A 17,368-nucleotide genomic window follows, 5' to 3' on the forward strand; every position below is an offset into this window, starting at 1 on the left:
TACCCCTAATGACTTAATGCACGTATACCGACGACCTGTAGTTACATCCATGTAGTTATCCACAGGTGGGCGTGACCCCCGCGAATTAAGCGCCGTCGGCTGCTCCCGCGAGATTCCGGGCCAGTTCACAGGATCCCGGGCCGGATCCGGGAACTATCCACAGTCAGATTGCCGTAGAGATTCTTTCGTTGTGGATGATTTCTCGGCGTGTCGCAGCATAGTTAATTAGGCGTTTTGGCTCTCTGGCGGGCCAAAACTTGAAATTGGGGCCGCTCTAACGGGGTACTACTTGAACCCGCTTCGAGCCTTTCCCGCCCTTGGTAACAGTCACTGTGTAGCCACTCCGGACAATTTCCCTGCGCTTGTCCGAGTCGAGTGCTTTCCAAGCTTCGAGCCACTCCAGAGCGTTCTCTCCAGAGTCGGGAAGGGTGGCCAGAGCCGCGAGGCCCGCGCCTGCCGCTAGCTCTTCGCCCCGCTGAGCATCCAGCTCGTCCCGTTCCGCAGCCAGCTCAGCGAGCCGTGCTCCCGTTACAGAGACGTCAGCGCCGGGAAGCAGCGCAAGCTCCGTGACCCGAGACATCTCCGCTTCGATCGCAGCGAGCTTGCTTGCCGTCACGGCGGGCTTCGGTTCAGCCTTGGGGGGCTCCGCTTTCTGGAATCCGTACACGAAGGCCGAGACCTTGGATTCAGCAACCTCGCCATTGATGCTGACGTGTCGCGTCTCAGGGTCAACGCCGGGAGCGTTCACCTTCCGGGCACAGTGGTAGTAGCCGTGATGGGAGAGCATCCCCGAGCCGCACACACCGCACTTGATGATGCCCGAGAGCCATGCCTTACGCGCCGGTCGCCCCGCCTTTGTCCGCCGAGCCGCAAGGATGCCTACGGCGGTGTCGAACTCAGCTTCCGGGACGATCCGCCCTCGGTTGCGTGGGCGCTCCAGAGCGCGCTTTAGAGTAACGGCCTGCCATGGCCCATCGAGCCGGGTCTTCACTTCCTTCTCATTGAGCTTGCGCACGCAGGCCCGTACCGAGTCACCCGCAAGGATCATCCGGTAACACTCGCGCAGCCATACCGCCTCTGACTCTCGGACCGTCACGCCGTCCTGATCGAACCCGAAGGGGCGGAGGCCCGCAGGCATCTTGCCTGCAGCTCGGGCTTGGGCAGCCTGCGCCTTTTGCCGAGCACTCTTCCTCTCGACCTCGGCTCGCGCCACGGCTGACTTGATGCGAGCGAAGAGCCGCCCGTTATCGGTGCTGAGGTCTATCTCTTCGGTCGCGGTGAGGATCACGAGCCCCCGGCTCTCGCCTACACGGATCCACCTTTCGAGCTGCTCCGGCTGACGCGTCAGGCGGTCGGCGTCCCAGCAGACCACCGCATCAAACTCGCCTGCCTCATAGTCGAGTGCCATGCGGTCATAGGCGGGTCGCTTCACGTTTCGGGCGTACGCGCTCACGCCGTTGTCTACGTACGTCTCGACCAGCGTCCAACCTCGGCGGGCAATAAGCGCCTCGCACTCGGAGCGCTGACGCTCTACGGCAAGCCCGGTCCGGGCATCGTCCTTACTGATGCGCAGATACAAAGCAGCGCGTTTCGGAGTGGAAGTCATATCCCCATATAACAACAGAAGCGTTCGCGCTCTTCCCCGGCTACCTCGTACTGCAGGCGGGCTTCTGATGCCCGACGACGAAAGGAACTCCCATGCGACAGCAGATCATGCGCCGAATCCACGACGAGCGCGGCGACGTGCCCGGCTGGGTGTTGATCACCCTCATGACCGCCGGGCTCGTGATCGTCATCTGGGGCCTTGCCGGTCCTGCGCTGAGCGACGTCTTCAACCAGGCGATCGATCGAGTGCTCGGCATCTGATCCGGCGCTCGCTCGCGGTGGTGCGGGCGCGACTCGCCGACGAACGAGGCTCGGCGGTCGCGGAGTTCACCCTCGTCGGCGTCTTGCTGACGGTGCTCGCGCTCGCGGTCGTGCAGCTCGGGCTCGCGCTCCATGTGCGCAACACGGTGCTCGATGCTGCGGCCGAGGGAGCCCGGTACGCATCGCTCGCCGGGTCGAGCGATGCCGACGGCGTCGTGCGCACGCGGGAGCTGATCTCGGCTGCGATCTCGAGCGACTATGCGGGCGAGGTGAGCGCGTCGCGCACGACGATCGACGGCGTTCCGGTCGTCGCCGTGACCGTTCGTGCGACGCTGCCCGTCGTCGGACTGCTCGGCCTCGATCGCGGGCTGGAGGTGACCGGGCATGCGGCGGTCGAACGCCTCGGCTGAGCTGCGGTGGCCGGCGGGCCCGAGTGGCGACGACGGCGAGCGGGGCTCCGCGTCGCTCGAGTTCCTGACGGTCGGGATGCTGCTGCTCGTGCCGCTCGTCTACCTGGTGCTCGCGATCGCCGCCGTGCAGGGCGGTGCGCTCGCGGTCGAGGGTGCCGCCCGCCAGGCCGCCCGGGTCGCCGTCGAGGCGGGCGGTCGGGGCGACGCCGAGATCGCCGTCGAGCGCGCGGTGGCGGTCGCGCTCGCGGACTACGGGATCGAGGCCGGCGAGGCGTCCGTCGAGCTCGACTGCCAGGCGGGCGACTGCGCCGCACCCGGCAGCCGGGTGCGGGTGTCGGTCCGGGCCACGGTGCGCCTGCCCCTCGTCCCCGACGTGCTCGACCTCGACCGGGTCGGCAGCGTTCCGCTCGATGCGAGCGCGACGCAGACGGTGTCGCGATTCGCGGGTGATCGCCCGTGACGCGCTGGGCCGCACGGTTCCGCCGGGGAGCGGAGCCGAGACGCGAGTGCCATGCCGGTGCCGGCGGCGACGAACGCGGATCCACGATGCTGCTCACGATCTTCTTCTGCGCGCTCGGGCTCGCCCTCGTACTCGTGGTCGCATCGGCGACATCGCTCTATCTCGACCGGAAGCGACTCTTCACTCTCGCCGACGGGGCCGCGCTCGCCGGCGCCGAGATGTGGAACCTCGACGAGGTGCGCGTCGACGACGGCGCGCTCTCCGTCGAACTCGACGACGCCCGCGTCCTGCGCGCCGCGAACGACTACCTCGGCGACGCCGTGCACGAACTCGACGCGGTCGAACTCGTCGAGGCGACGTCGACCGACGGCCGCACCGCGACCGTGACCCTGCGCGCCGTGTGGCACGCGCCGATCTCGACAGACCTCATCCCGGTGGCGGTGCCCATCGAGGTGACGGCGACCGCGCGGTCGGTCTTCCATTGACGCACGATGGCCCGCGCGCTGCCTGATCGGGAATATGCGGCCGCCCGCGCCTGATTGACTTGAAGCATGACCATCGAGATCTCAGACCACTTCGCCCGCATCCTCAACGCGCCCGTGTTCGCCTTCCTCGGCACCACGCGCCCGAACGGCGAGGTGCAGGTCAACCCGATGTGGTTCGAGTTCGATGCCGACACCCAGACCATCCGTTTCACGCACACGACGAAGCGTGCGAAGTTCCGCAACCTGCAGAAGAACCCGGCGATGACGCTCGCGATGACCGACCCCGAGAACGCGCACAAGTACGTCGAGGTGCGCGGCCGGCTCGCCGAAGTCGTCCCCGACCCCGAGGGGGCGTTCTACGTGCACCTCGGGCAGCGGTACGGCGACCCCGACACCGCGGTGCCCGCCGACCACGCCGACCGCGTCATCCTCGTCATGCAGCTCGAGAAGGTCAACGGCCGCTGACGGCGCCGGTCAGCGCAGGCGGCGCGGCACGTACCTCGGGATGTAGCGCCAGAGCACGCCCGCCCCGACGAGGCCGACGATGCCCATCGTCGCGCTCGCGGCCATGATCGACACGAGCGACGTCACGCCCGCGACGACGAGCGGCGCGACCGCCTGGCCGGTGTCGCCGATCGTGCGGTACGCGGCGAGGAACGGGGCCGGGTTCGCCTTCGGTGCCAGGTCGGCGCCGAGGGTCAGGATCACCCCGCTCGACAGCCCGTTCGCGACGCCGAAGAGCAGCGCGACCGCCGTGAACCACGCGGCCGCAGCGGGCACGTCGTGGGTGAACGCGAGCACGAGGTGCCCGACCGCGAGCCCGAGCAGCCCGGGGATGGCGCTCCACATGCGGCCGAACCGGTCCATGACCTGCCCGCTCACGTAGAACAGCGCGAAGTCGATCGTCGCCGAGATGCCGATCACGAGCGCCGCCTGCTCGGGCGGCATGCCGATCGACACCGCCCACAGCGGCAGGATCATCGTGCGACTCGCGCGCAGCGCCGCGAGGATGCCGATGCCCGTGCCGATGCGTGCGAGCACCTCGCGGTGCACCACGATCGCGCGGAACACGCCGTGCGATGCGGCCGCCGCGTCGGCCTCGCCGGCGGTGCCGCGACGCACTTCGACCGCGGATGCCTCACGCGCGCGCCGTGCGGCCCCGAACGCCTGCTCGGGGTCGGGCAGCAGCACGAGCACCACGACGACCGCGAAGCAGCTCGCGACGAGCACCCAGAACACCGGCTCCGAGGAGCCCGCGAACGCGATGATCGCCGCCGCGACGAACGGGCCGACCGCCCAGCCGGCGCGGAACACGCCCGCGAGCGTCGACAGCGCGCGGGCGCGCACCCGCTCGGGCACGTAGCTCGTGAGGAATGCGTGGCGGGCGAGCCCGAACACCGCCGTCGCGAGCCCGAGCAGGAACACCCCGACACCGAGCGCGACCGTCGTCGGCGACGCGAGCGCGATGAGCACGCCGGTCACCGCGAGCAGCGCCGCCCCGATCATGGCGTTGCGCTCGCCGATGCGGGCGACGACCCACCCCGCGGGCAGGTCGCCGACGAGCTCGCCGACCATGAGCATCGCGGCGATGAGCCCCGCGAGCGCGAGCGAGGCGCCGCGCTCGGTCGCGACGACCGGGATGACGGGGATGATCGCCCCCTCGCCGAGCGAGAACAGCAGCGTCGGCAGGTAGGCCGGGAGGACGATGCCGCGCCACGAGAACGGGGCGGCGGAGTCGGTCATCGCCTTCGACGCTACACCCGGCACGCGGTGCGGACGCATGCGAGCCGCGGCCCGTGCGACGCGAACGAGGGGCCCGGCCGTGACGGCCGGGCCCCTCGCCTCTCACGGGGGAGTGAGTTCAGCGAACGCCCTTCGCGGGCGCGGCCTCGAACGCGCGGTCGATCTCCTGCGAGAAGGTGTTGCCCGCGGCATCCTTCGCCGTCACCCGCAGGTCGACCCAGCCGCCCTTGTCGGCGACCGGCACCTTCGCGGCGTAGCCGCTCACCCAGGCGCGGCTCTTCACGAAGACGTCGCCGTCGCCCTCGACCGCACCCGTCGGGGCATCGGTCTTCGCGGGCTGCAGCGCGACCTCGACCCAGTCGCCGCCGGCGGCGCGGGCCTCGAGCGTCGCCTCGGTGATCGCGCCGGCCGGCGCGGAGCCCGCGACGTGGCCGAGCTCGAGGCCGAGCGCGATGCCGGTGCCCTTGCGGCGACCGTCGCCGGCCTCGTTCGCGGCGTTCACGTCGAGGTCGTAGTACGCCTGGATCATCGGCAGCAGCCGGTTGGTCCAGTCGCCGAGCTTGCCCTCCGAGGTGAACGTCCAGTCGCTCACCGTCTTCGTCGAGCCCTCGAGGTGCGAGCCGTCGTGGGTCGCGGTGCTCACCACGCGGATCTGCTGCTCGCCGTCGGGCAGGTCGTAGACGTTCACGCCCTGATGCTCGGCCTGCTTGACCAGTTCGCCGTCGAAGTACACGTCGGTCGTCTGCTTCACGGTCGAGGGCTCCACCCAGGTGTCGAAGGTGCCCGTGCGATCGGCGCTGCCGCCGTCGGCCCAGCTGGGCACGTTGATCTGCGCGTAATCCGAGACGCGGTACGGCACCCAGAACCCGGTCGCCACGTACGGGCGAACGATGCCGCCGAAGTACTCGGCCGACGTGCGTTCGCCGGGCTCGTAGGTGTGCTGGATGTCGCGGATCTCCCACAGCACCGAGCTGACGGCGACCCACTGGTTCCAGCGCAGTCCTTCGGTGTTGACCCACTCGGTGCGATCCATGCCGCGCTGGGCGATCATCGGGAAACCGCTGCCGTACTGGGCACCGGGCACGAAGTCGTAGCGGAACTCCGCGAGCTCCTCCTGCTGTCCGTGGAAGCGGGTGTCGATACGTGCGAGGTCCTTCTTCGAGTGCGTGTACGCGAGGTCCGACGGGATCTCGCCGTCGCCGTACTCCGCGATGTCGTAGACGACGTCCGAGTAGTGCGTCCCGATCGCCGAGACCGTCAGCTTCTTGTTCTTCGCGAGCCGGGCGACGAGCTCGCGGCCCTCGATGCCGCTGATGGTCGCGACGGGGATCGCGACGTCCGAGAAGTCCGTCTCGGAACCGACCCACGCGTTGAACTCGGCGTCCTGGTCGTTCGCGAGAACGAGCAGCTTCACTCCGGCGGCGGCCGCGTCGGCGGCCTGCTGCGAGGCCGAGCGCTCGGCGGTGCGCGTGACGACGGCGACCTTGCCGGCCGCACCCGCTGCGGCGAGCTCCTCCGGCGTGCCGGTGCCGGCGTCGACCGCCGTGGCCTTCAGCGAGCCGTCGAGCAGGGCGGAACCGCCGGGCACGATCACGTCGAGCTGGTGCTTGCCCGCGGTGACCTCGAGGAACGGCTTCTGCAGGCGCCACCGGGTCGTGAAGTCGAAGTCGGCGTCGTCGACCGTCATCGGCTGCGCCCACATCTCGTCGGTCCAGATCGGCATCATCGCGCTCGCGAGGAAGTCGTCGACCTTCATGTCCATGCGCCGGAACACCGGGTCGAGCCCGTCTTCGCCGACGTCGAGCGTGACCTGCTCGGTCGTGCGTGCGTCGAGCGCGACCGTGCTGTCCTCGTCGAGGTGCAGCGTCGGCTCGCCGACCATGACGCTCGCGAGCGTGTCGGGCGTGCGCTGCAGCTCCATGAACGACATCAGCGTGTAGTCGCCCTTCAGGATGCGCAGCGTCGTCTCACCGTCGACCCACACGGGCTCTGCGAACTGCGTGGCGGGGTTCCAGAGGTACGCGTAGGTCGCCGTCGGCTCGCCGTCGAAGTCGGTCGCCGTGATGGTGAGGTCGTAGCGCTCCGCCTCGGCGATCGTGCCGAGCGCCGTGCGGGTGACCGGCTGGCCGTCGACCGTGCCGACGAGCGCGCCCGACAGCTGGCTTCCCGCGGGAACCACGGCCGGGTCGACCGTCATGGTCGCCGAGCGGGTCTCACCCGCCGGGATCGTGAGCGACGCGACGTCGAGGGTCAGGGCGTCGAACGCGATGCCCGCCGAGAGCGGGCCCGGGTCGACTCCGCCGCCGGGGGTCGTGTCGTTCAGCGTCGCCTCGAGCGCGACCGTGATCTCCGCGTCGGTGCGGTTCGTGTACTCGACCGTGCGCTCGACGGGCGTCGGCTCCTCGCCCCAGCGGAGCATGCCGAAGTCGCCCGAGCCGGCGGCGATCACCGGGGCGTCGAGGGCGGCGTCGACGTCGATGACGCCCGCTCCGCCCTGGTACGGCGTCTGGCCGTGGTCGACCGCGGTGCTCGCGAGCGCCGCCTTCAGCTGGTCGGCGGTGTACTCGGGATGCCGCTGCTTGATGATCGCCGCAGCGCCGGCGACGTGCGGGGTCGCCATCGAGGTGCCGCTCATGGCGACGTAGTCGCCCGAGCCGGCGCTGTCGGCCGATCGGGCGGCGGTGACGTCGCTGCCGGGGCCGGTCACGTCGGGCTTCAGCGCACCCGAGCGCGTGAGCGGCCCCTGGCTCGAGAACCACGACAGGTCGCCCGACGGGTCGTCGACCGACCCCACCGTGAGCGCCTCGGCGGCGGAGCCGGGGGCACCGATCGTCTCGGCCGCTCCGGCGTTGCCTGCGGCGACGACGAACAGCGCGCCGGTCTCGTCCGCGATGCGGTTGAGCGACTCGGCCATGAGGTCCTCGCCGTCCGAGGCCTCCATCGAGCCGAGGCTCATCGAGACGATCGGGGCGTTCTGCCCGGCCCACTCCATCGCCTCGATGATCCACGAGTCCTGGCCGTAGCCGTCGTCGCCGAGCACCTTGCCGACGAGCAGGTCGGCGCCGTCGGCCACGCCGCGGTGGGTGCCGCCGCTCGCGGCGCCGTTGCCCGCGATGGTCGAGGCGACGTGGGTGCCGTGCCCGTTGACGTCGGTCGCGACGTCCGAGTCGGGCACGAAGCTCTTCGACGCGGGAAGCACGCGACCCGCGAGGTCGGGGTGGGTGTCGTCGTAGCCGGTGTCGAGCACCGCGACCGTGACGCCGTCGCCCGTGTACCCCTCGGCCCAGGCCTCGGGGGCATCGATGAAGGGCACGCTCGAATCGAGCGACGCCTTCACCTTGCCGTCGAGGTGGATGGTCTCGATGCCGTCGGCGAGCGACGGCGCCGCCGAGGTGCTGCGGGCGGCCGCCCCGCTCGGCGCGGTGAGCGCCTGCCACGCCGATGCCGCGTCGTCGTGCCCGAGCGTCGCCGCGGCCCCGCCGATGCTCTCGAGCTGCGCCCGCACCTCGAGGCCGGGCACGGGCGCGGCGAACGTGCGGGCGGCCGCGCCGTCCCGCTCGACGATGACGGGGGTCGCATCGACCGACGCGTCGTCGTAGCCGAACTCGATGAGCTTCGTCACGTTGAACAGGTCGCCGTCGAGCGCTCCCGACGCGAGGTAGGGCATCGCACCCTGCGGGACGACGTGCAGGTCGCCCCCAGTCTCGAAGGTCTGCACGCCGGCTCCGTCGACGGCGGTGTCGACGGAGACGGTGTGCGTACCGTCGGAGAGGTCGGTGACCGTGACGCGATCGCCGGTGATCAGCGTGACGGTGTGGGCACTGCCGGCGGCCGCACTGGCGTGGGGAACGCCGGACGCAGGGCCGGCGGCCGCCGGCAGGGATGAGAGGCCGACGCCTGCGATGCCGATCGCCAGGCCGCTCGTGGCGGCGACGATCGGAAGCAGACGGCGACCGAAGGGTTGGGGTCGTGACATGCGCGAGCCTCTCGGTGTAGGGGATTCCGTCTCCCACCTTCGCCGCCCGCTCGCCTAAAGTGGTGGCGGAGTCCCGCCATGGCCATGATCCGCCACGGTCGGGCGGGCGAGGAGGTCAACGTGCTCGAGGCGCTCGGGCTCGACGCGGCGCACACCGCGGTGTACCGGTGCGTGCTGCAGCAGCCGTCTGCGTCGACCGCCGAGATCGGCGCGATGCTCAGCATGTCGGTGCCGCGCGTTCGCTCGATCGCGACCGAGCTCGAGGGCCTCGGGCTGCTCGCACGGCAGGGCTCGAACCGCGACCGGTTCGTCGCGTCGCCGCCGTCGATCTCGCTCCGCCCGCTGCTGCTCGAACGCGAGCGCGGGCTCACCCGCGCGCACGAGGCCCTCGTCGAGCTCGGCGAGCTCTACCGGCGCTCGGCGGATCAGCGGAGCGTGGCCGACGTCGTCGACGTCGTCATCGGCGACGATTCCGTGCGGCAGCGGGTCGCCCAGCTGCAGGCGGCGTCGACCGAGCAGGTGCGGGCGCTCGTGCTGCACGATGTCGCCCTGCTGAGCGGCGAGGAGAACGTCGAGGAGGACCGCGCGCTCGAACGCGGGGTGCGCTACCGGGTGATCGTCGAGAGCGGCGTGCTCGAGCGCCCCGGATGGCTCGCCGTCGCGCGCGAGATGGCGCAGATCGGCGAGGAGATCCGGGTGCTGCCGACGCTGCCGACGCGGATGTTCATCGCCGACGACCAGATGGCGCTCGTGCCCATGCGTTCGCAGGGGGAGGATCGCGGGTTCGGCGCGCTGCTCATCCACCCGAGCGGCCTGCTCGACCTCGTGATCTCGATCTTCGAGGAGTACTGGCGCTCTGCCACCGAGTTCCTGCCGATCGCCGCGGCACCGTCCTCCGACGACATCGACCGCGACCTCCTCAGGCTGCTGCTGCTCGGCGTGACCGATGCGGGCGCCGCCTCGCAGCTCGGGATCTCGCTGCGCACCCTGCAGCGCCGCGTGGCCGAGCTCATGGAGACGGCCGGGGTCACGAGCCGCATGCAGCTCGGTGCCGAGGCCGTGCGGCGCTCCTGGGTCTGAGGCGCCGGCGCGAGGCATCCACCCCGCAGCCGACTAGGCTGGAGGGCGCCATGTTGGAACTTGACCTCTCGCAGGAGATCGCGGCGCTGCGCGCCACCTTCGGCGACATCCGTACCGTGATCGACGTCGACGCGCTCGAGGCGCAGATCGCCGAGCTCTCCGAGCAGGCGGGCGCTCCAGACCTCTGGGACGACACCGCGAACGCCCAGAAGGTGACGAGCGCGCTCAGCCATCGCCAGTCCGAGCTGAAGCGCATCACCGAGGTCGGGCAGCGGCTCGACGACCTCGACGTGCTCATCGATCTCGCCAATGAGATGGAGGACGAGGACTCGGCCGCCGAGGCGCGCGCCGAGGTCGCCGCCCTGCAGAAGACGATCGGCGACCTCGAGGTGCAGACGCTCCTCGACGGCGAGTACGACGATCGCGGCGCGGTCGTGACGATCCGCTCGGGTGCCGGCGGCGACGACGCGACCGACTTCGCCGAGATGCTCATGCGCATGTACCTGCGCTGGGCCGAGCGGCACGACTACCCGGTGAAGGTGCTCGACACCTCGTACGCCGAGGGTGCCGGCATCAAGTCGGCGACGTTCGAGATCGACGCCCCCTACGCCTACGGCACGCTCTCGGTCGAGGCGGGCACCCACCGGCTCGCCCGCATCAGCCCGTTCGGCGGCGCCGACAAGCGCCAGACGAGCTTCGCCGCGGTCGAGGTCATCCCGGTCATGGAGGAGGCGACGGAGGTCGAGGTCCCCGAGAACGACATCCGCGTCGACGTCTTCCGCTCCTCGGGCCCCGGCGGCCAGTCGGTCAACACGACCGACTCGGCGGTGCGCATCACCCACCTCCCCACCGGCATCGTCGTCTCGATGCAGAACGAGAAGTCGCAGATCCAGAACCGCGCCGCGGCGATGCGCGTGCTGCAGACCCGCCTCCTGCTGCTGAAGAAAGAGGAGGAGGCGGCGCAGAAGAAGGAGCTCGCCGGCACGATCACCGCGAGCTGGGGCGACCAGATGCGCTCGTACTTCCTCTACGGCCAGCAGCTCGTGAAAGACCTGCGTACCGGGTACGAGGTCGGCAACCCCGCCACCGTCTTCGACGGCGACCTCGACGGCCTCATCGCCGCCGGCATCAAGTGGCGCAAGCGCAAGGACGACGACTAGCCACGATCCGACGTCGCCGCGCCCGACGGGTCGGCTCGGCCGGCCTCGTCGTCTGCGAGCTCGGCCCGCAGGCCGGTGACGAGCGCGGCGAGTCCAAGCTCGAACGAGCGATCGGTGGGGCGGATGCCTCGCGCCGACGCCGCGGCCGAGCGCAGCGACTCCACGTGGGCGTACTGCGGCGCGTCCGCCGCGGCGTCGCCCGGTGACATGATGTCTGCGGGTGCGAGCGCGTCGAGCGACGACCCGATGATGAACGACTCGAGCGCGACGAGTGCGTCGACGACGCCGTCGGCGCGCCAGCCCTCGCGCAGCAGTCGCCCGGTGATCGCATCGTAGTTCGCGACCGAGCGCGCCTGCCCGTCGATGGGCGTGGTCGCGAGCAGGGTGATGCCCGCGGGGTTGGCGGCCATCGCCGAACGGTACGAGCTGCCCCACCGGGCCACCGCCTCGGCGAGCGGCACCTCGTCGGACTCGAAGCCCGACACGTCGAGGAGGTCGGCGAGTCGTCCGCGCATCGCGCGGACGACGTCGGCCTTGCCGCGGAAGTAGTGGTAGAGCGCAGGCGGGTGCACCGAGAGCGACCGGGCGAGGGCCGCCATGGTGAACCCGTCGGGTCCGGCCGTCTTCGCGAGGTCGAACGCGGCGTCGACGATCTGGTCGGCGCTCAGTACGGGGGTGCGCGGGCGACCGGCGGTGCGTTTCGTCGGGGTCGGGTTCACCTGGTTCCTTCGGTGTCGTCGGTCGTCGGGTCGTCGATTTGGCCGTGCTGCGCGGGCGGAGTAACGTGTGCCCGAATTTAATCACGTTAAATTGCGCAGCCGGCCAACGAGGGCGACGGCGCGGAAACGAGCAGCATGCAGCGCATCTTCGCCGACACCATTCTCGTGGGGGCCCGGGTCATCACGCTGAACCCGCGCCAGCCGGTCGCCGAGGCGATCGCGATCCGGGGCGGACGCATCCTCGCGGTGGGCGACGCCGCCACGCTCGCCGAGCTCCGCGGACCGGCGACGACGGTCGACGACCTGCGCGGCGCCTCGGTGACGCCGGGCCTCATCGACGCGCACATGCACCCCATCCAGGGCGTCGAGCTCGCGGTCGGCATCGACTTCGGGGGAGTGCGCGACCCCGAGCGGTTCCTCGAACTGCTCCGTGCCGAGGCCGCGCGCGTGGCAGGCGGCACCGCGGGCGGCTGGGTGCGCGGCTGGAACATCGACTACGACGTGTTCTCGACCCTGCCGATGACCGCCGCGGCGATCGACGACGCGACCGCCGGGGCGCCGGCGTTCCTGCTCTTCTTCGACGGGCACACGGCGCTCGCCAACAGCGAGGCGCTGCGGCGCTCGGGCATCACGGGCGCCCGCACGTTCGGCGACACCTCCGAGATCGTCGTCGACGAGTCCGGCCGTCCGACGGGCGCGCTCCGCGAGGACTCGGCGTTCGACATCGTGCTGCGCACCGCGCCCGAGTACACCCGTGAGGAGACGCTCGAGCGGGTCCGCGAGATCCTCGGCGGCCTCACCGCCTCGGGCATCACGGGCGGCTGCATCATGGACGGCAACCCGGGCACCCTCGACCTGCTCGACGAACTCGACGGCGAGGCATCCGCCGCCCCTGACGACCGCGACGCGCGAAGCCTGCTCCCCGTGCGCATCGTCTCGGCGATGGCGCACAACCCCGGCTACGACGAGGAGCGCACGCAGCACCACCTCGCGCAGCGCGATCGCCGCGGCGGGCGCTGGCGGGGCGGCCTCGTGAAGCTCTTCAACGACGGCGTCATCGACACCGGCACCGGTTGGCTCTACGAGCCCGACACGCACGGCGAGGGCCTCCACTCGTTCTGGGCCGACCCCGACGAGTTCGAGCGCGTCGTCGCCCGCTACTCCGCCGCCGGATTCCAGATCGCGACCCACGCGATCGGCGACCGCGCGATCGGCACGACGATCGACGCGTACCTGAAGGCGGGCGTGCAGTCGGCCCAGGGCGCCCCGCACCGCATCGAGCATCTCGAACTGCTCGCCGACCGCGACCTCGCGCGCCTCGCCCAGACCGGCATCACCGCCTCGGTGCAGCCGCTGCACATGCAGTGGCGCAAGGCCGACGGCTCCGACTTCTGGGCCGAGCGGCTCGGCCCAGAGCGTGCGGCGCTCGGCTGGCGCGTGCGCGACATGATCGACGCCGGGGCGCCCGTCGCACTCGGCTCCGACTGGCCGGTGGCGCAGACCGACGCGCGCATCGGCCTCGCCTGGGCGCGGCTCCGCCGCGAGCCCGGCAATCCCGACGCCCCGGTGTTCGAGCCCGACCAGGTGCTCACGCCGTACGAGGCCCTACAGGGCTACACCGTGTGGGCGGCGCTCGCCCAGGGCGACCACGACCTCGGCGTCATCGCGCCGGGGTACCGTGCCGACCTCGTGGTCTGGGCCGACAGCCCGATCGCCGTCGGAGCGGACGACCTGCTCGACCTGCCCGTGCTGACGACGATCGTCGACGGGCGACCCCTGACCGCGGCATCCGCCGCCTGACCCCCTTCGAATCCGAGGCAACCATGCAAGACGTCGGCGCGCTCGCGCTCCTCCCCGTCGTCATCATCCTGCTCGTCGCGGTGCTCACCCGGCGCACCCTCTTCGCCATGCTCTGCGGCACGCTCGTCGGTGCCGTGCTGCTCGGCGGCTGGGGCTTCTTCGACTCCTGGATCGGCTACTTCGGCACCGCGATGGCCGACGAGACCCTGCAGTGGCTCATGCTCGTCGTCGTGCTCTTCGGCATCCTGATCACGCTCTTCGAGCGCTCGGGCGCCGTGCGCGAGTTCGCCGCCTGGGCCGAGCGCTTCGTGAACTCGCGGCGCAAGTCGACGGTGCTGAGCTTCCTGCTCAGCATCGTGCTCTTCGTCGACGACTACCTCAACGTGCTCACGGTCGGCACCTCGATGAAGGCCGTCACCGACCGGTACAGGGTGCCGCGCACCGAGCTCGGCACCATCATGAAGCTCACCGCCGCGCCGATCGCGGTCGTCGTGCCGTTCTCGACCTGGGCGCTGTTCTTCGCGGGTCTCCTCGAAGCGCAGGGCGTCACCGTGGACGGCTCCGGCTTCGGCGCCTACCTCCAGGCGATCCCCTACATCTTCTTCGGCTGGATCGCGCTCGTGATCGCCGCGCTCGTCGCCTTCGGCGTCTTCCCGCGGCTCGGGGCGCTGAAGAAGGACGCGAAGCGCGCCGACACCACGGGCGACGTGTTCCCGGCCGGCACGACCGAAGAGGAGCGCCTCGCCGAGGGCGTGCTGCCGGCGGATGCCGAGGTCGGCGAGTTCGCCGCGTCGGGCGACGACGGCGGACGCGCGGTCGCCGCCGCGCCGGTCGCGGTCGCAACCCGGGCCCCCGACATCGCGAAGCCCCGGCCGTGGAACTTCCTCGTGCCGATCGCCGTCATGATCGCCGTCACGATCCTCACCGAGGTCGACGTGCTGAAGGGCACGGTCGCCGCCCTCGTCGTCGCGATCGTCATGTACACGGTGCAGCGCCGCCTGAAGATCAAGGGCGTGTTCGACGCGGCCTTCGACGGCGTCGGCAGCATGCTCTTCGTCATCGTGCTCACCGCCCTCGCGTTCATGGTGCAGCACATGAACATCGACCTGAAGCTCGCCGACTTCGTGATCGCCACGACCGAGCCCGTCATGATCGGAGCGCTGCTGCCGGCGATGGTGTTCCTCGTCTGCGGCGTCTACGCCTACGCGACCGGGTCGTTCTGGGACCTCGCCGCCGTCATCACCCCGATCGTGATCCCGCTCGCGCTCGCGATGGACGTGAACCCGATCATCGCCGGGGCCGCGGTGTTCTCGGGCGCCGCCCTCGGTTCGACGACGTGCCTCTACGGCGACGGCATCATCCTCGCGTCGCGTTCGACCGGCATCAAGCCGCTCAACCTGATGACGGCGATCCTGCCGTACGCGGCGATCGCGGCCGTGCTGAGCCTCGCCGGCTACCTCGTGGTCGGGTTCCTCGGCGTCTGACCGGGCCGGTCGTCCCGATCGAGTGGGCGGCGGCACCGATTTCCGGTGTCGCTGCCCACTTTTGGGTGCCGCCTGCCTAGGCTCGAACACGATGATCCGCTTCGACTCCGTCACCAAGTCCTACCCCGGCCAATCGAGGCCCGCCCTGAACGACATCGGGGTCGAGATCCTGCGGGGCGAGTTCGTGTTCCTCGTCGGCGCATCGGGCTCCGGCAAGTCGAGCTTCCTCCGTCTGATCCTCAAGGAGGAGAAGCCGACGAAGGGCAAGATCCACGTGCTCGGCCAGGACCTCGGCAAGATCTCCACCCGCAAGGTGCCGTACTTCCGCCGCGACCTCGGCGTCGTGTTCCAGGACTTCCGGCTGCTGCCGAACAAGTCGGTGTTCGAGAACGTCGCCTTCACCCTGCGGGTCATCGGCAAGTCGCGCGGCTTCATCCAGTCGGCGGTACCCGAGACGCTGAAGCTCGTCGGCCTCGACGGCAAGGAGAAGCGCATGCCGCACGAGCTCTCGGGCGGCGAGCAGCAGCGCGTGGCGATCGCACGCGCGATCGTCAACAAGCCGCAGATCCTGCTCGCCGACGAGCCGACCGGCAACCTCGACCCCGTCACGAGCGCGGGCATCATGACCCTCCTCGAGCGGATCAACGCGGGCGGCACGACGGTCGTCATGGCCACGCACGAGGCCGGCATCGTCGACCAGATGCGCCGCCGCGTCATCGAGCTGTCGGCCGGCGACATCGTGCGCGACGAGCGCAGCGCCGGCTACGACGGCCAGACCGTCCGCGACGTCGAGTACGTCCCCGAACAGGGTGGCGAGGCCGTCGAGGATGTCGCGACCGACGCCGAACGCGTCGCCGCCGCCGTCCCTCCGGAGTCGGCGCAGGCGTCCGAGACGGCGCAGCCGGCCGCGACGATGGCTGCGACCACTGCGGCCGCACCCAAGGTCACGGCCGAGGTCATGCGCGACGCCGAGCCCCTCTACGTCGAGCCCGAGGCGACCGACGAGGTCACCGAGGCCGCTGCCGAGATCACGAAGGCCGCGACCGGTGCCATCGAGGTCGACCCCGAGAAGCTCGTGCCGAAGGAGAAGGCCCCGGGCGAGGCATCCGCCCCGCTCACCCTCGCCGAACGGTTGGGGCTCAGGGCGCCGGGAGGCCCGCGAGAAGGCGACAGTGACCAGGAAGTGGGGCCGACGAAGTGAGGATCGGGCTCGTCCTGCGCGAGGCGGCGAACGGACTTCGCCGCAACATCACCATGGTCGTCTCCGTGGTGCTCGTCACGTTCATCTCGCTGACGTTCGTCGGCACCGCCGCGCTCATGCAGTTGCAGATCGCCCAGATGAAGGGCTTCTGGTACGACCGCGCCCAGGTCGCGGTGTACCTGTGCACCTCGATGTCGACGGCCGCGGGCTGCACCGACGGCGAGGCCAACGAGGAGCAGAAGGCGGCCGTCGAGGCGCAGCTGAAGTCCGACACGCTGAAGCCCTTCATCGACGAGTTCTACTTCGAGGACCACGAGCAGGCCTACGAGAACTTCCAGAAGCAGTTCGAGGGCACGCCGTCGGCCGACTACGTGACCCCCGACGTGCTGCCCGAGGCGTTCTGGGTCAACCTCATCGACCCGTCGCAGTCGGACGTCATCGTCGAGAGCCTCGCCGGCATGGCGGGCGTCGAACAGGTCGTCGACCAGCGCCGCTACCTCGATCCGATCTTCGACGCGCTCAACGCGGCGAGCTACACGGCGATCGCGATCGCGGCGATCATGCTCGTCGCCGCCGCACTGCTCATTGCGACGACGATCAGGCTGTCGGCGTTCTCGAGGCGGCGCGAGCTCGGCATCATGCGGCTCGTCGGCGCCTCGAACCGGTTCATCCAGACACCGTTCGTGCTCGAGGGCGTCTTCGCCGGGCTCGTCGGGTCGCTCCTCGCGGGTGGCGCCGTCGTCGCGATCGTGCACTTCTTCGTGCAGGGCTACCTGGCGAAGAACCTGTCGCTCACGTTCGTCGACAACGGCGACGCGCTGCTCGTGATGCCGCTGCTCGTCGTGGTCGGGGTACTGCTCGCCGCCGTCTCGGCGGGCATCGCGATCAGGCGGTACCTGCGCGTCTGAGTCGGATAGACTGAACGGCTCGCCCGGCATCGGCCGGAGGCATCCGTCAGTGTCAGCTCGATTCGCAAGGAGATCA

General features: G+C 70.4%; 15 protein-coding genes. 11 read left to right on the top strand and 4 right to left on the bottom strand.

The window, feature by feature from the left end; genetic code table 11:
• Nucleotides 1-274 precede the first annotated feature (274 nt).
• Entirely contained in the window at nucleotides 275-1,579 is a 1,305-nt protein-coding gene (locus LR269_RS09825; RefSeq protein WP_231430605.1) for a recombinase family protein, read from the bottom strand.
• A gap of 119 nt (nucleotides 1,580-1,698) precedes the next feature.
• Between LR269_RS09825 and LR269_RS09830 the strand changes: the two genes are divergently transcribed.
• The 5 genes from LR269_RS09830 to LR269_RS09850 all read left to right on the top strand — a co-directional run bounded on the left by LR269_RS09830 (nucleotide 1,699) and on the right by LR269_RS09850 (nucleotide 3,686).
• A complete protein-coding gene (locus LR269_RS09830) occupies nucleotides 1,699-1,866 on the top strand; it encodes a hypothetical protein (RefSeq protein ID WP_231430606.1) in 168 nt (55 codons plus the stop codon).
• Between the two features lie 20 nt (nucleotides 1,867-1,886).
• Complete coding sequence (locus tag LR269_RS09835; RefSeq protein WP_231430607.1) at nucleotides 1,887-2,276, top strand: TadE/TadG family type IV pilus assembly protein; 390 nt, start codon at nucleotides 1,887-1,889, stop codon at nucleotides 2,274-2,276.
• Nucleotides 2,251-2,736: a hypothetical protein gene (locus tag LR269_RS09840; protein WP_231430608.1), complete on the top strand. Its 486-nt coding sequence runs from the start codon at nucleotides 2,251-2,253 to the stop codon at nucleotides 2,734-2,736. Before LR269_RS09835 ends, LR269_RS09840 begins: the two co-directional genes overlap by 26 nt.
• Nucleotides 2,737-2,822: 86 nt before the next feature.
• A complete protein-coding gene (locus LR269_RS09845; protein ID WP_231430610.1) occupies nucleotides 2,823-3,221 on the top strand; it encodes a pilus assembly protein TadG-related protein in 399 nt (132 codons plus the stop codon).
• Nucleotides 3,222-3,287: 66 nt separating this feature from the next.
• On the top strand, nucleotides 3,288-3,686 hold the full coding sequence (locus tag LR269_RS09850; RefSeq protein WP_231430611.1) for a TIGR03618 family F420-dependent PPOX class oxidoreductase: 399 nt from the start codon (nucleotides 3,288-3,290) through the stop codon (nucleotides 3,684-3,686).
• Between the two features lie 9 nt (nucleotides 3,687-3,695).
• Here the strand turns inward: LR269_RS09850 and LR269_RS09855 are convergent, their stop codons facing one another.
• Together LR269_RS09855 and LR269_RS09860 are read right to left on the bottom strand one after the other, a co-directional pair.
• Complete coding sequence (locus LR269_RS09855; RefSeq protein ID WP_231430612.1) at nucleotides 3,696-4,964, bottom strand: MFS transporter; 1,269 nt, start codon at nucleotides 4,962-4,964, stop codon at nucleotides 3,696-3,698.
• Nucleotides 4,965-5,082: 118 nt separating this feature from the next.
• On the bottom strand, nucleotides 5,083-8,940 hold the full coding sequence (locus LR269_RS09860) for a S8 family serine peptidase (RefSeq protein ID WP_231430613.1): 3,858 nt from the start codon (nucleotides 8,938-8,940) through the stop codon (nucleotides 5,083-5,085).
• Between the two features lie 78 nt (nucleotides 8,941-9,018).
• Here LR269_RS09860 and LR269_RS09865 point away from each other — a divergent pair, with 78 nt between their 5' ends.
• Entirely contained in the window at nucleotides 9,019-10,020 is a 1,002-nt protein-coding gene (locus LR269_RS09865; protein WP_231430614.1) for a transcriptional regulator TrmB, read from the top strand.
• 50 nt (nucleotides 10,021-10,070) lie between these two features.
• Nucleotides 10,071-11,180 (top strand): peptide chain release factor 2, encoded by a 1,110-nt coding sequence (gene prfB / locus LR269_RS09870; RefSeq protein WP_231430615.1) that lies wholly within the window; start codon nucleotides 10,071-10,073, stop codon nucleotides 11,178-11,180.
• Here the strand turns inward: prfB and LR269_RS09875 are convergent.
• The gene (locus LR269_RS09875) at nucleotides 11,177-11,899 is read right to left on the bottom strand and encodes a TetR/AcrR family transcriptional regulator (protein ID WP_231430617.1); all 723 of its coding nucleotides are present in this window, start codon (nucleotides 11,897-11,899) and stop codon (nucleotides 11,177-11,179) included. The two genes, prfB and LR269_RS09875, sit on opposite strands and share 4 nt — an antisense overlap.
• A 135-nt stretch (nucleotides 11,900-12,034) precedes the next feature.
• Here LR269_RS09875 and LR269_RS09880 point away from each other — a divergent pair, with 135 nt between their 5' ends.
• The 4 genes from LR269_RS09880 (at nucleotide 12,035) to ftsX (ending at nucleotide 17,292) form a co-directional block, all read left to right on the top strand.
• Entirely contained in the window at nucleotides 12,035-13,699 is a 1,665-nt protein-coding gene (locus tag LR269_RS09880; RefSeq protein WP_231430618.1) for an amidohydrolase, read from the top strand.
• Nucleotides 13,700-13,722: 23 nt separating this feature from the next.
• Nucleotides 13,723-15,183, top strand: a complete 1,461-nt coding sequence (locus LR269_RS09885) for a Na+/H+ antiporter NhaC family protein (RefSeq protein WP_231430620.1) — start codon at nucleotides 13,723-13,725, stop codon at nucleotides 15,181-15,183.
• 91 nt (nucleotides 15,184-15,274) lie between these two features.
• On the top strand, nucleotides 15,275-16,384 hold the full coding sequence (gene ftsE, locus LR269_RS09890; protein ID WP_231430621.1) for a cell division ATP-binding protein FtsE: 1,110 nt from the start codon (nucleotides 15,275-15,277) through the stop codon (nucleotides 16,382-16,384).
• A complete protein-coding gene (ftsX, locus tag LR269_RS09895; protein ID WP_231430622.1) occupies nucleotides 16,381-17,292 on the top strand; it encodes a permease-like cell division protein FtsX in 912 nt (303 codons plus the stop codon). The genes ftsE and ftsX overlap by 4 nt, the downstream gene beginning before the upstream one ends.
• Nucleotides 17,293-17,368: the final 76 nt, after the last annotated feature.

Source organism: Agromyces sp. S2-1-8 (assembly GCF_021129215.1).
Classification (GTDB): domain Bacteria; phylum Actinomycetota; class Actinomycetes; order Actinomycetales; family Microbacteriaceae; genus Agromyces; species Agromyces chromiiresistens.